The following is a 12,452-nucleotide window of genomic DNA, read 5'->3' on the forward strand; positions in this document are numbered from 1 at the left end:
AAATATGATGCCGCATTGCGTGCGGCTAAGCTCACAAATAGCACTAAGAGAATGGCTTCAGTAGCGAGCCTTCTTGAAGATGCGCATAAAAGCGGCGACAGATGGGCGACTTACGCGCTTGGTACGTGGTACTTCCATGGACGCTTTTTCGACAAGGATGAGAAAAAAGGGTTTCTTCTCATGTTGCATGCGGCTGAGGGCTTCATTCCTGATGCATGCTTTGATGTTGCTGTGAGCTATGAAACGGGCAAGGGAATCCGGAAGAACCTGAGGAAGGCTGGGATCTATTACTTCAGGGGCATGATGTTGGGGGAGAAGCAGTCAATCGCAGAAGTTGGGAGGCTTTTTTATTGGGGAATTGGCCTTCCTAAGAATCGCGATATAGCAAAAGAGTTACTGAATTTTAGGGAAACAGAGAACTAATTAAAGGTGGCGCGTAATTAATCCACTCGCATGACAACAAGCCCCGTTATATGTGGGACTTGTTGTCATGATGGATTACGAAATCCTCCGCCCGACCTCGCGCCGATAATCCTCATCCCAGGTCATGCGTTGCAGGGCCTGCGCTGCTTCCGAAAAAGGCGAAAAAGGGGTCCGAAAAAGGGGTCAGAGAACATTAGTGTTTGAATTTTCCGAAAAAGGGGTCAGAGAACATTAGTGTTTGAATTTTCTGTTTCTTTGGTGGGTCGGCCAGGCGATCGCAAGCAGCAGGAGCGATTGAGCGTCTTTTCGACCATAGCCTGGAATGCGGGAGAGCCCAAGACTCGCTCCTGCTGGAGGTGGTCGCGAATGGACTGGATATCTGCGGAGGAGATAGGCTCCATCAGTAGGGTGTGATAGAGATGCGAGCGCGCCACCGGATCTTCATTAAGTGCGAGATAAAGTGGATGTGGCGTCCAGCGAGGGTCTGGGTGTTTTCCAAGGTGGGCGTGAACGCTGGACCACCGATAGTGTTCAGGCAACGCAACCATGCCGGCTCGCACAGGATTGAGTTCGATATACCGCAGGCACCGCAGCAGATAGTGGTCTGAGTCAACCAGGCAGGACTTGTAGCGGCCTTCCCAGAGGGTCCCTGTCCGCCGGTGCTTGGTATTCAAGGTGCGGACGTATCGACGCCCAATGGCTTGCATCATTCGAGATACGGTTCCAGTTTCCTGGGCGCTAACCAGGAGATGGACATGATTGGTCATCAGGACATAGCCATGGACTCGCACGTGCTGCGCTTCAGCGGATGCTTCCAAGGCTTGCAGATAACTGACATAGTCATCCTCGTCGAGGAAAGTAGCGGCGCGATTAACCCCGCGATGAGTGATGTGTAGCGGGATTCCGGGGAGCTCGAGTCGAGGGCGGCGCATAGGGTTGCGTGGTTGCTGAGGTGGGACCAGCATGTATGTCACTCCATCATGCTGACCATCCGATATTTCCGGATACATGGACAGGAAATGGCTGATTCAAACGGTAATGTTCTCTGACCCCTTTTTGACCCCTTTTTGGACCCCTTTTTGCCGCCTTTTTGCCGCCTTTTTGCCGAACGGTAATGTTCTCTGACCCCTTTTTGCTCATGGGTTGCAAGGAAGATTGCCTAGCTTGGATCCGGGTCACGGAATACTTCGTGGAGTGCCCAATCCAACGGACGGGTCCTTCATTCGTTTTGAGCCTAACATGCCGCCAAGGGTCGTAAACTAGTCATGCAGCTAATGAGAATGTGGGTGGAATTCGAAGAACCTCCTCAATACTCCTGGATGCAACAGGGATGTGGTGTCACCGCCTTTTCGCGAGAGGATGCAATCGAATTACTAAAATCCAAGATATTCCATGGGGAACACTTGCCAACTATCAGATCTATCACTGAGTCGATTGAGCTCGAATCTCTCGATAAAAATCACGTACAGCCAAACATGGGCAACCCTGCATTGCGGGGAGTTTGGTTCCCCCTTGGGTTCACATAGAACTATAGGGAACGGATGCAACTAACTGGTCCTGGCTCGGGGTCTACCGTGCGGGCTGCAGGTGGTCGAGTGATTCAATGTCTTCTGGACCATTTTCCGGAGTCGTTCGTTGCCCAGCGCATGCTCTTGTTCCAGATGGCTGTGTTTGGCTTTTAAGGCCCCGCAGGGTGGGCTTTAGCCACCGCTCTTCACTCGGACGTCATCGCTATCTGATGATGCAAATGGTGGGCCAAGGCCAAACCTACGCGGGATTACGAGCAATAAAATCAACACTGGTAATGCACAACCTCTCCGGCGGTACCTGCGCGAAGCGGGAATCCACCTTCATCGCCGCCAATTGCTCCAAGCGATTGGCGCGCGCAGTCGAAGTGTCCAGCTCTATCTTGAATCCCAACGCAGCCGCACCCTCCACGAACTCATGCGCCCGCATACGGTTCTGATACAAAAAAGCGTTGTTCCACAGCTTCCACGCCCGGTCCGAATACCGCAGATAATTGAGCTGGTGGATCTTGCTGTCCACATACGAATAATGATCGCCGCAGTTGACCGAGTGGAACATGATCCCGCCCGGCGACAGGATGCGCATCGACTCGCGGTACATCGCCGTGATCGCCTCTGGCGGCACGTGCTCCAGCACGCTGTTGGAGAACACCACGTCCACTTCGCCATCGGCCAGCGCCGTGGCGGTCGCGTCGGCAGGCGCCGAATACAGGATCCTGCCGCCGGTGGCTTCGCTCAGATCCGCGCCGGCATCCACCGCCGTCGCCAGCATCCCGTAGCGCGCCTGCACTTCGGCCAAGTCGCTGCCGCTGTCCTCGGCGATGACCTTGAGGAAGCCGCCCAGCTCCTTCACCGCCGCCCGCACCAGATCGTCCTGCAAATGCCGGATGAGATCGTAAGTGGTGATGCGCCGCGCGCCGGCCAGATATAAAGCGAACGGAAACGTCGGATACCAGCCCGTGCCGATCTCGAAGAAATGGCTGCTGGAAATGGCCACACCCGCATCGCGCAGATGCCGGACCATGATCTGCCAGTCCTCCACTTTGACCGACAATTCCCTGTGGAAATTCTGCAGCCCACCGAAACGGCGCTGCAGCCGGTAGTGCAGCGCCTCGCCGCCGGGCAGCGGGCCCAGCGCCTTCTGGATCAGCCCCTTGATTCGCCAGTGCATCTCAGTCCCCCAATGCCGGTTGCATATTGCGTGGTCGCCTCTTGATCATGCGAGGGCGGCGTCGACGGAGGTCGATCGCGCGCTCGCCGCCTGCTGGCGCGCCTCGGCGGTCTGACGGTGCGCCAGCATCGTGGAGAGGATGCCCACGAACGCCTGGTTGTCGGCGAAGCCGGTGGCGCGTCCCTGCCGGCACTTCTCCACCAGCCTGCCCACCGAGACCGGATCGAAATAGCCGGCGGCACGAATGCTGTCGGCGCCCATCAACTCGGCCACGTAATCCAGCGGCCGCCCGTCGAAGAAGAAACTCTGGCTGTCTGGCGAACGATAGGGCTGCTTGGTCCGCTGCAGGATTTCCTCCGGCAGCAAGTCGGCCAAAGCGCGGCGCAGGATGTATTTCTCGGTCATGCCGCGGATCTTGAAACTGGGCGGCAGCCGATTGGCGAATTCGATGACCCGGTGATCCAGATAGGGCACGCGCCCCTCGATGGAACTGGCCATGGCCACGCGGTCGCCCTGCGAAGACAGCAGATACCCAGCCAGCAGCGATTTCGCTTCCACGTACTGATCGCGTGCCAGGCCGCTCCACGACGATATTTCCGCAGGCAGCGTGCGTTCGTAGGCGTCCAGCGGATCCCACTCGCCGATGCCGGCGCGCAGTTCCGGCGACAGGAACGAAAGCGCGCGCTGCGACGTGGTCCAGCGCGGGGTGTGCGCGAAGATCGGGCGTTGCAGGTGTTCCATGCCCTGGCCGAAGAACGACTGCGCGAACGCCGGATTGCGCACCGGCGAATTTTCCAGATAGCCATAAAGACGCTGCAGCAGCAGCGGACGCATGCGCGAATCCGGCTGGCGCGCCCAGAAGCGGCGGATCTTGGCTTCTTTGAACAAATCGTAGCCGCCGAACACTTCGTCGGCACCTTCGCCGGTCAGCACCACCTTGTAGCCTTGTTCGCGCACGCTGCCGGCCAGCAACATCAACGGCACCGGCGCGGTGCGCAGCACGGGCGTTTCGGTATGCCGGATCAGGCGCGGAAAGGCGTCGCCGATGTCGCGGCGCGTGCAGCGCAGGGTGGTGTGGTCGGTGCCCAGGTGCCGCACCATCGCCTGCTGGTGTTCGCTTTCGTCGAACTCGCCGTCCTCGAACGCGACCGAGAAAGTGCGCACCGGCGTCTGCGTGAAGCCGCGGATCATGGCCACGATACCGGACGAATCCAGCCCGCCACTCAGGTACGCGCCGACCGGCACGTCGGCGCGCAGTTGCAGGCGTATCGCGTCCACCAGCAGTTCGCGCAGTTCGGCGGTAGCCGCTTCGATGCTTTTCGGATAACGCGAAGGCGAGGTCTCGGCGGCGCTGGGGAAAGTCCAGTCCCAGTACTGGGTCATCGTCTCGCACCCGTCGCGTTCGATGCTGAGCAGACAGCCGGGCGGCAGGCTGTGCACGCCTTGGTACAGCGTGCCCGGATCCACCGCCGACCAGTAGGTCAAGGTTTGCGCCAGGCCCAACGGATCCAGCGTGGCGCACTCGGGCAGCACGGCCAGCAGCGCTTTGACTTCCGAGGCGAACCAGACCCGACCGCCGCTGCGCGCGTGGAACAGCGGACGGATGCCGGCGCGGTCGCGCGCCAACACCAGGCGCTGGCGTTGCGCGTCCCACAGGGCGATGGCGAACTGACCGTTGAGATGCTGCACGAAATCGTCGCCGTAGCGGTCGTACAAGTGCACGATCACTTCGGTATCCGATTGTGTGTAGAACTGGTGCCCCGCCGCTTGCAGCGACTGCCGCAGTTCGATGTAGTTGAAGATCTCTCCGTTGAACACCGTCCACACGTCGCGGCGCGGGTTGTGGATGGGCTGGTCGCCCGTCGCCAGGTCGATGATCGACAAGCGCGCATGCGCCAGGCCGATTCCCGGTTCGGCGTGGAAGCCATAACCGTCCGGCCCGCGATGGGCCAGGGTATGGATCATGCGTTCCAGCGCCGGGCGTGCCGCCCCGGCCGTGACATCCGGTCCGCTGAAACCTGCAATTCCGCACATCGGTTCTGGTGCTCCTGGTCGACGACAGTGTAGGCGTGCTTAGCGGGCGTGCGCGGCGCTGACGGCGAGAGTCGTCCGCGATTCGTGCAAGGCCTGCTCGCAGGCCTCCAGCGTGTCTTCGGCGACCTGACGCCAGTCGCGCGAGAACTTGCGCGCCAGGGCGGCTTCATCCCAGCGGCGATCCAGCGCCTGCGCCAGGCCGGCGGCCAGCGCAGCGGCATCGCGTGCCGGCACCAGGATTCCGGAGTCGGCATCGACCACTTCGGGAATGCCGCCCACGGGCGTGGCGACCACGGGCCGGCCGCAGGCCAGCGCTTCCACCAGTACGTTGGGGTGGCCTTCGGAATAGCTCGGCAAAGTCACCAGGTCGGAGGCCGCCATCCAGCGTGCGACTTCCGCGGGCGGCTGCGCTCCCGCCAACGTCACTTGCAACGACGGATCGCCAGCCAGGCGCGACGCGATTTCTTCGCGCATCGGCCCTTCGCCAACCAACACCAGACGCAGGCGCGGGCGTGCGGCGGAAAGCGTCCGGCAGGCTTCCAGCAATTCGCGCAGGCCTTTTTCGGCCACCAACCGGCCGACATAGGTCACCACTTCGGCATCGGTCGCGGCGATACCTAATTGGGCACGCGCAGCTGCGCGGTCGGCGGGGTGGAAGAGGGAGGCGTCGCAGCCGTTGGGAATGGTGCGGATGCGTGCCGCATCGGCGCCGTAGTTTTCGACGGCCACGCGTCCCAGGTCCTCGCTGACCACCAGCAGGCGTTGCGCGGCGCGCACCACGGGCCGCGTCAGCCCGCGGCTGATCGCGTCGCGTACGCGCAGGTCGGAGCCGCGCGCGCCGGCCACCAGCGGCAGGCCCGCCTTGCGCGCGGCCAGCATGGCGCCATACGCATCGGGGTAAAGCCAGTAGGACAGCACCAGATCCGGAGCGAAAGCCTTGAGAGGCGCATGCAGAGCGCGCGCGCAGGAGCCGCCGTTGAACGGACGCGTCAATGCGGGCAAGGCCGGATAGCGCACGTATTGCACGTCGCAGCCTTCCACCGTGTGCGCATCGTCGGAGGCGCGGAACAAATAGCTGCGCGGCTGCGCCCAACGCGGGTAGCTGGCGACCGGGCTGACCACGCGTACTGTGGCCAGGCGCGAGAGTTCGCGAATGGTCTGATACACGGGGCGACCGCGGTTCGGTTCGCCGGCGATGGGGAACTGCGAAGTGACGATCAGCAGACGCATCGGCGAGCGGTCCGCGCGGCGGGGAGCGGAGACGAGTATTGGCCGAAAAATCCGGCGAACTGCGTTTCCACTGCCATACAGTGATCGTTAGTAGGAGGGCCAAGATGCATAAAGAAGCGTCACCGTCCTCTCGTGTGGTTGAGCTGGATGCCTTGCGGGGAATCGCAGCGCTGGCCGTCGTGGCCTTCCATTACACAACGCAATATGGGCAGCAATACGGTCATACGACGCCGCTCGGGTTCGGGTTCCCGCCGGGCAACTATGGCGTGAACCTGTTTTTCCTGATCAGCGGTTTCGTGATCTTCATGACCCTGGAACGCACGCGCACCGCGATGGATTTCGTGGTCTCGCGCTTCTCCCGTCTGTACCCCGCGTACTGGGCCGCAATGGCCCTCACCGCTATCTTCGTCTACCTGCTGGGCATGCCGGAGCAGCGTCTGTCGCTGCGCGATCTTCTGCTCAACCTGACGATGGTGCAGCAGATCCTCGGGGGCGAACATCTGGACGGCTCGTATTGGACCCTGCAGGTAGAGTTGTTCTTCTATGCGCAGATGCTGCTGTGGTTCGCGCTGGGCCAGCTCAAGCGCATCCACCTGATTATCCTGCTGTGGCTGGGGCTGGCGATGGGCTACGGCGAAGTGGTGCAGCACCGCATGCACTTCTCCTATCTGGCCCGCGAGTTGCTGATCCTGCGCCACATACCGTTCTTCGCCCTGGGCATCCTGTTCTACCGCCTGCATACGCGACCGCAGGAAAACCGGTTGAACTGCGCGATGATGGGTTTGTGTCTGGTGGCGATAGGCGTCGCCAACCCCCCTGTATTCCTGTGGGTGGGGCTCGCCTGCTGCGGAATTTTCCTGTTGTTCGTGAACAACCTGCTTGCATGGTTGCGCGGCGCATTCTTCGTCTTCCTGGGCAGTATTTCCTACTCGCTGTACCTGTTGCACCAGGCGATAGGTTTCGCCTTGATCCACGATCTGGAGCGGCAGGGCGTGCCGAGTCTGCTGGCATGCCTGCTGACCCTGGCCATCGTGTTGGCGCTGGCCAGTGCCCTGACCTTCGTTGTGGAACGGCCCGCGATGCGGAAGATCCGCTCGTGGTGGCGCGCCAACGGTCTGCAACTGAAATCGGCATGATTCACGCGCTGCGCGGGACCCGATCGGAAACATGCGCACTCCTTCGCGGGGAGGGCGGTTGAGCGACAACCACCAGATCGTTTCCTCCGCCGCCTGGAGCATCGGCGCCGGCTTGCTGGGCCGCGCGCTGGGACTGGTGGCCACTTTGATTTTCGCGCGGCATCTGAGCCCCGACATCGTGGGCGAGGTGGCGGTGGCCACCATCATCGCCCTGACTGGAAACTGGATATCGGCCTGGGGCTGTGGCCAGTACGTGATCGTGCACGGCGGTGAGGGCCGGCCGGCGATCTTCGCTGCCTCGCTGGTGTACCTGTCGTTCGGCGTGCTGGTCCTGGCGGGGCTGTGGCTGGCTACGCCGGTCATTTCGCAGCTGCTTTCCGCCCCGCAACTGGTCGACTACCTGCCGGGCGCGCTGCTGGGCATGACGATCCGCCGGATGGGCGCCATTCCGGACAAGTTGCTGGCCCGCGAACTGCGTTTCAGGCGCATCGCGATCGCCACCGGAGTGGGAGACATCGCCTACGCCCTGGTCGCCATTGTTCTGGTCAGCGCTACGGCGTTGGGTGGGCAGTCGATGATCGTCGCTTTCATCGTGCAATCCTGCGTGATCACCGCGATGCTGATTGCGGGTACCGGACTGCGCAGCTGGCTGGGTCCGGCGCCGGTCACCGCGCAACGATTGAGGCATATTTTCCGTTTTGGCGCGCCGGTGACCGCCGAGATCACCCTGAGCGAGGGCGCGCGCTACTGGGACAAGCCGCTGATGATGCGCGTGCTGGGCGCGGAGGCGGCCGGCACTTATAGCCTGGCTTTCAGCCTTGCGCACTTGCCGGCGTTGTTCGTGGGCGGGCATGTGGGCAACGTGTTGATGCCGGCCATCGTGCGTGCGCAGCCGGCGCAGCGCGCGCCCATGATCGTACGTGCGCTTGCGCTCACCGCCGTGGTGTTGTGTCCGATGGCCTTCGGCCTGGCCAGTTGCGCACAGACCTTGGTCGACGCGCTGCTGCCGCCGGCATGGGCGCAAGTGGCGCCCTTGCTCAGCGTGATGGCGGTGACTTCGGTGCTGGGCGCAGGAAGTTTCATGCTGGCCTCGTTCCTGGCCGCGTTGGGGCGGAATTTCACCCTGGTGCGCATCGAAGCGATCTCGATCGCGACGCTGGTGGCGGCGCTGGTGTTTCTGTCGCGCTGGGGCGTGGTTGCGGCTTCGTTCTCGGTGGGAATTGCGTTGATCGTACAGTTCGCGCTTTCGGCATCGGCCTGCCACCGACATGGGCTGTCGTTGCGGAATCTGGGCGGACCGCTGCTTCGTGTGCTGGCGGCCTGTGTGGCGACGGTCGCGGCCGTGCTGTTGCTGCGCTGGCAGCTTGCCCCGCACCTGCAGGACAGGAAACTGGTCCTGTTGGCGTGCGAGATCGCGATGGGCGTGGTCGTGTACGCAGCTTGCTTGTACGCGTTCGGCCGCGGTCTGCTGCAGGATGTGCTGCGCCTGCTGAGCGCATCGGGAAAATCGGAACTGCAGCAGGTATCGAATAGTTTCAAACCCGCCAAGGCCACGCATGATTGAGCGCGCATGATCGAGTTCAACGCCATCGTCCTGTTGGGTCGCGATCCCGGCTTCGTGCGCGAAGCGGCGCTGACGCCCGATCAACGTTTCATCGAGTTGCGTGTGGAAGATGCCGAACGCATTTCCCGGGAAGACCGGCGTTACGGTCGGCGCGGCGACATGAAACGCATCCTCGCCCGTTTCGGTCACGGCCTGCGGCTGTTCGCGGTGGAGGAAGAGCAGGGGCTGGTCGCCTGGTTCTGGGTAGCGCACGCCTGTCCGCGCTATTTCGACGAAATGTGCTGGCGGGTGGATCTCGAAGCGACCCATGTGTGGGCTCGCGATGCGTTCGTGGCACCCGAGCGCCGCGGCCGGCGGCTGCTCACCGCCATGATGGACCTGGCCGGCACATTGGACGAGCGACCCATGCGTTACCTGTCCGACGTCAGCGCATCGAACTGGGTATCGTTGCGCGCGCACAGGGCGTTGGGTTTCCAGCGCCTGGCCACGGTGCGCTCGCTTGCGTTGGGCAAGCGCCTGCTGATCCGCAGCCGCCCGCCCGCCTGTATCCCGCAACCCAGCGCGATCCGGCCCGAGCGCCGTGTGTTGTGGCTCAGCCCTGAAGAACAGGAATGGCATCGCGCGCATATCGCCTAGCAGACCCCCGAACAAAACCACCATCATCCCAGCGCAAGCTGGAAGTGCTCCTCAACAGCCGAATGGCTGGTCATCCATTTTGATCTTGCTCTTGCTGCTGCTTCCGCATCTGCTTCTGCCTCCTCCCTTGCGCAAAGCGCAGGGGAGGACTGAGGAGGGGTGCTCTTGATCTTGTTTCTGATTCTTTGAAGCAAAGCCAAATCGTTTCGCGCTTTGCGCGAGTCACTTTTCTTTGAACGGCAAAGAAAAGTAACCAAAAGAAAGCCGCCCTACGGCGCGCCCAACGATGAAGCCGTTGGGTACGCATGCGAATTGGGAATTTCCGTAAGGCGCATCCTGCGCCTCCGGAAACGGCGCACATCCATGTGCGCCGCCCTTCGGGTTTACCCAATCCGCATGCCGCTCCTCACGAGGTTTATGGAGCAGAAGCAATGAAGCTTTGTATGCGGTTGGATCGCTTCTTCAGCGATCCTTGTCCAGTCGATACGCGACGGGACGGATCAAGCGCGCGGTACGCATCGCACGTCGACCCAGGCGGGTCACCGCCAGCGTACCGGTGATCATGGTGTCGCGGTGCGGCAGCAACTCCGAAAGATAGGAATCTTCCTGCGCCTGACTGTCGAAGACGGCGACTTGCGGCCACGCGGAAGGAACCGCTGCGGACAGGAAGACTTCGTTCAAGCGGCCGGGGCTGCAGGCAGCGAAATCCGGATGCCAGCCGGTCTTGAAGCCGTTCAGGGTATCGCCCAGCAGCAGATTGCTGGTGGATGCGATGACCTTGCCGTCGCACAGGGTTTCGGCGAACACCGCGCCCTGGATTTGATCGAAGCGCTGGATCATTTCACGGAAGAATCCGGCCTGCGAAGGAGAGGCAAGCAATGAGGTGCCGGCGGTTCCCTTCCACCCCGCGTGTTCCAGCTGCAGATGGGTTTCCATGGCATCGGCCACGTTCGTGTTGGCCAGAGTGATCCGGAAAGCGGCGGTGCCGCGGTCTTCCAGGCGTCGCTTGCGCCGCCGCAGATCGCGGTCCATCACGATTACGCCCAGCGCATGCTCCTGTGTTGGCGGATGCAGCCGCAGCACCGGCCGCCGGAATCGGTGCTGTTCGAACCAGCCTCCGCGTCCGTCGTCCAGCAGTTCGCGCAAGGAAGCCAGAACCGGGCACTCCGCCAGCAGATTGTGGAAGCCGATCGCATGGAGTCGTTTGCTCTTGCCATGCAGATCGGCCAGCAGGGACTCGGCCACGGACTCGGACTCGCCTGGTGCGTACAACATGCCCGAGCGAAAGGTATGCAGGGTGCGATAACTTGCCAGGTGCGACACAGGCACGAACAGATTGGGACGCTCCGGAGTAAAGCAGCCCGCACCGATCAGCTTGCGGGAACCTGGCTGCTGGCGTTCTATCAAGGCCACCTGGGGCGGCGTGCGAGGCGTCAGCCAGCGCGCCGCCGGCAGGACGAATTGCGGCATGGCGAACGGATTGGGGCGCGGCATCGCCTGGCCGAGTTCGGTCCATGCCGAAAGCGTCGCCGCATCGACGTCCTGCAACGGCAGCCATCGCACGGCGACAGTCACGACTCCTGCACCTCGCCCTTCAGGCGCCACCACGCGCGCCGCAGCGACGAGGCCCAGCCGTTGCGGTCCAGCGAAAGCCAGACCATCTTGTTCTCGGCCATGCCCAGGGTGCGCTTGTACGCGGAGTCGCCGGCCATCAATTCGAAACGCGCCATGCCGCTGGCCAACGCGTGCTCCACGGCGCGGGTCAGCAGCAACAGCCCGGGGCTGCCGGAGTCGCCGAAACGCCTGTAGTCGATGCCGGCCTGATAGAAGTACAAGGTGTCGCGCCAGGCCAGGTTGTAGACGTAACCCACGATGTGCTCGCCGGCGTTTACGCGGATCAGTTGCGCGCCTTCGCCGTCGCCGGATTGGGCGATAAGACGCTCGTGGAAGCGCAGGATGCGCGGGTTGCCGAACGCGCCGCGATCCTGCTCTTCCTCGCTCCAGTGGGATTCGTGCAGCCGCACCATCGCCTGGAAGAAGGCGAGCCTCTCCTCGATGGTGGCGGCGATGGTGACGCAGAGCTCGCCGAAGCCGGCCTGCAGTTTGCGCGCGGTCCGCCGTACCGCGCCACGCGCCTTGCTGCTGAGTACGGTCGGCAGGTAGTCGTTGCCGCCGTCGCGCAGTTCGGCCAGGTCGATGTAATGCGCGGCGCGTTTGCGCGAGCGCATGGCCATGCCGAGAGCACGGACTCTTTCGAATGGAACGTCGTCGGCGGCCATGCCGGGCAGGTACAGGGTCAACCAACGTTTGTCGTTGTGGGCCAGGTGGTCCAGCACGGCCGCAAGCGCTTCGCGCTCGTGCCCGTCTTCGCAGATCAGGCCGTTGTACTCGATGGTCAGGCTGTCCAGCACCTTGTCGCCCACTTCATGCAGACGCAGGTGCAACGGGCCCAGGCCAAAGAAGCGCCTGCGCTGAGTGAAAATTCCCAAGGCGATCGTTCGCGTGCCTTGCGACACGCTCAACAGGCGCGCATGGCGCAATGGAGAGATCAGCGCCAGCCACGGGCCGATCCAGCGCCAGCTGATGAAGAAACTGCAGCGCGAACGCCGTTCCAGTTCCTGCCAGCGCACGCCCAGTTCGTCCAAAGGGGGCAAAGGTTCCAGGCGAACCCGGTAAGAGGGGCTCGCGGTATCCGCAAGCGATTGCGTGCGCATGGTCAGGGCGCGTACGGG

Annotated in this window: 10 protein-coding genes; 4 read left to right on the forward strand and 6 right to left on the reverse strand. The window is 62.4% G+C overall.

The window, feature by feature from the left end; translation table 11 throughout:
- Window positions 1–51: 51 nt before the first annotated feature.
- Window positions 52–423, forward strand: coding sequence for a tetratricopeptide repeat protein (locus J2W94_RS02910; protein WP_310090142.1), 372 nt, complete (start codon window positions 52–54; stop codon window positions 421–423).
- A 221-nt stretch (window positions 424–644) separates the two neighbouring features.
- On the opposite strand, the gene J2W94_RS02915 is transcribed toward J2W94_RS02910, so the two are convergent.
- The 4 genes from J2W94_RS02915 to J2W94_RS02930 form a co-directional block, all read right to left on the reverse strand.
- On the reverse strand, window positions 645–1,388 hold the full coding sequence (locus tag J2W94_RS02915) for a transposase (protein WP_310090143.1): 744 nt from the start codon (window positions 1,386–1,388) through the stop codon (window positions 645–647).
- Between the two features lie 802 nt (window positions 1,389–2,190).
- A complete protein-coding gene (locus J2W94_RS02920; RefSeq protein WP_310090144.1) occupies window positions 2,191–3,120 on the reverse strand; it encodes a methyltransferase domain-containing protein in 930 nt (309 codons plus the stop codon).
- A gap of 45 nt (window positions 3,121–3,165) precedes the next feature.
- Window positions 3,166–5,154 (reverse strand): asparagine synthase (glutamine-hydrolyzing), encoded by a 1,989-nt coding sequence (gene asnB, locus J2W94_RS02925; RefSeq protein ID WP_310090145.1) that lies wholly within the window; start codon window positions 5,152–5,154, stop codon window positions 3,166–3,168.
- A 39-nt stretch (window positions 5,155–5,193) separates the two neighbouring features.
- A complete protein-coding gene (locus tag J2W94_RS02930) occupies window positions 5,194–6,384 on the reverse strand; it encodes a glycosyltransferase (RefSeq protein WP_310090148.1) in 1,191 nt (396 codons plus the stop codon).
- 104 nt (window positions 6,385–6,488) lie between these two features.
- On the opposite strand from J2W94_RS02930, the gene J2W94_RS02935 reads away from it, so the two are divergent.
- Genes J2W94_RS02935 through J2W94_RS02945 form a run of 3 tightly spaced genes read left to right on the forward strand, consistent with a single transcriptional unit; the run spans window position 6,489 to window position 9,720 of the window.
- Entirely contained in the window at window positions 6,489–7,520 is a 1,032-nt protein-coding gene (locus J2W94_RS02935; protein ID WP_310090150.1) for an acyltransferase family protein, read from the forward strand.
- A gap of 31 nt (window positions 7,521–7,551) precedes the next feature.
- Window positions 7,552–9,084: an oligosaccharide flippase family protein gene (locus J2W94_RS02940; protein WP_310090152.1), complete on the forward strand. Its 1,533-nt coding sequence runs from the start codon at window positions 7,552–7,554 to the stop codon at window positions 9,082–9,084.
- A gap of 6 nt (window positions 9,085–9,090) precedes the next feature.
- Window positions 9,091–9,720 carry a hypothetical protein gene (locus J2W94_RS02945; RefSeq protein WP_310090154.1) on the forward strand — a complete coding sequence of 210 codons (630 nt, stop codon included), beginning with the start codon at window positions 9,091–9,093 and terminating at the stop codon, window positions 9,718–9,720.
- A gap of 462 nt (window positions 9,721–10,182) precedes the next feature.
- Here the strand turns inward: J2W94_RS02945 and J2W94_RS02950 are convergent, their stop codons facing one another.
- Both J2W94_RS02950 and J2W94_RS02955 read right to left on the reverse strand, forming a co-directional pair.
- Entirely contained in the window at window positions 10,183–11,295 is a 1,113-nt protein-coding gene (locus tag J2W94_RS02950; protein ID WP_310090156.1) for a GNAT family N-acetyltransferase, read from the reverse strand.
- The gene (locus J2W94_RS02955; protein WP_310090158.1) at window positions 11,292–12,434 is read right to left on the reverse strand and encodes a GNAT family N-acetyltransferase; all 1,143 of its coding nucleotides are present in this window, start codon (window positions 12,432–12,434) and stop codon (window positions 11,292–11,294) included. The genes J2W94_RS02950 and J2W94_RS02955 overlap by 4 nt, the downstream gene beginning before the upstream one ends.
- Window positions 12,435–12,452 lie beyond the last annotated feature (18 nt).

The organism is Pseudoxanthomonas sacheonensis, from assembly GCF_031455975.1.
GTDB classification, from domain to species: Bacteria; Pseudomonadota; Gammaproteobacteria; order Xanthomonadales; family Xanthomonadaceae; genus Pseudoxanthomonas_A; species Pseudoxanthomonas_A sacheonensis_A.

What these genes read in the sequence shown, in the direction of transcription:
- J2W94_RS02910 (WP_310090142.1), top strand. Translation starts at nt 52, where the DNA reads ATGGCTTCAGTAGCGAGCCTTCTTGAAGATGCGCATAAAAGCGGCGAC.
- J2W94_RS02915 (WP_310090143.1), bottom strand. Translation starts at nt 1,388, where the DNA reads ATGCTGGTCCCACCTCAGCAACCACGCAACCCTATGCGCCGCCCTCGA.
- J2W94_RS02920 (WP_310090144.1), bottom strand. Translation starts at nt 3,120, where the DNA reads ATGCACTGGCGAATCAAGGGGCTGATCCAGAAGGCGCTGGGCCCGCTG.
- asnB (WP_310090145.1), bottom strand. Translation starts at nt 5,154, where the DNA reads ATGTGCGGAATTGCAGGTTTCAGCGGACCGGATGTCACGGCCGGGGCG.
- J2W94_RS02930 (WP_310090148.1), bottom strand. Translation starts at nt 6,384, where the DNA reads ATGCGTCTGCTGATCGTCACTTCGCAGTTCCCCATCGCCGGCGAACCG.
- J2W94_RS02935 (WP_310090150.1), top strand. Translation starts at nt 6,489, where the DNA reads ATGCATAAAGAAGCGTCACCGTCCTCTCGTGTGGTTGAGCTGGATGCC.
- J2W94_RS02940 (WP_310090152.1), top strand. Translation starts at nt 7,552, where the DNA reads ATGCGCACTCCTTCGCGGGGAGGGCGGTTGAGCGACAACCACCAGATC.
- J2W94_RS02945 (WP_310090154.1), top strand. Translation starts at nt 9,091, where the DNA reads ATGATCGAGTTCAACGCCATCGTCCTGTTGGGTCGCGATCCCGGCTTC.
- J2W94_RS02955 (WP_310090158.1), bottom strand. Translation starts at nt 12,434, where the DNA reads ATGCGCACGCAATCGCTTGCGGATACCGCGAGCCCCTCTTACCGGGTT.